The organism is Gluconacetobacter entanii (assembly GCF_013155425.1).
GTDB classification, from domain to species: Bacteria; Pseudomonadota; Alphaproteobacteria; order Acetobacterales; family Acetobacteraceae; genus Novacetimonas; species Novacetimonas entanii.
The window spans coordinates 1-472 of record NZ_JABJWD010000097.1; the positions used below are offsets into that span (position 1 = coordinate 1).

Here is a 472-nt window from a genome sequence, read left to right on the forward strand (position 1 = left end):
CTACCTTTCGCGGCTGATGTCCTCGCGCAAGTTCCTCAGCCTGCGCGACCTCGCCGCCAAGATGGCAAAGCGCCTGCCCGACCGGCTGGAGCGCACGGCGAAGAAGGCCGACGAATATGCGCGCGGCATCATCACCGGCGGCACGCTGTTCGAGGAACTTGGCTTCTATTATGTCGGCCCGGTCGATGGGCATGACATGACGCAGCTTGTCCAGATCCTGCGCAACCTGCGCGACGCGGACGACCTTGGCCCCGTGCTGCTGCATGTCATAACAGAGAAGGGGCGCGGCTATACCCCCGCCGAATCGGCAGGTGACAAGTACCACGCCGTCGCCAAGTTCAACGTTGTCACCGGCGAGCAGAAGAAGGGCCCCGCCGGGCCACCGTCCTACACGTCCGTCTTCTCGCGCGAACTGCTGCGCCAGGCGGAAGCGGACGACCGGATCGTGGCGATCACGGCGGCGATGCCGTCC

At 65.5% G+C, this 472-nt stretch carries 1 protein-coding gene; it reads left to right on the top strand.

Going from position 1 to position 472, the window contains the following annotated elements:
* Nucleotides 1–472: 1-deoxy-D-xylulose-5-phosphate synthase N-terminal domain-containing protein (locus tag HNH97_RS15200; RefSeq protein WP_276509901.1), on the top strand; the 472-nt coding region annotated here is incomplete at both ends.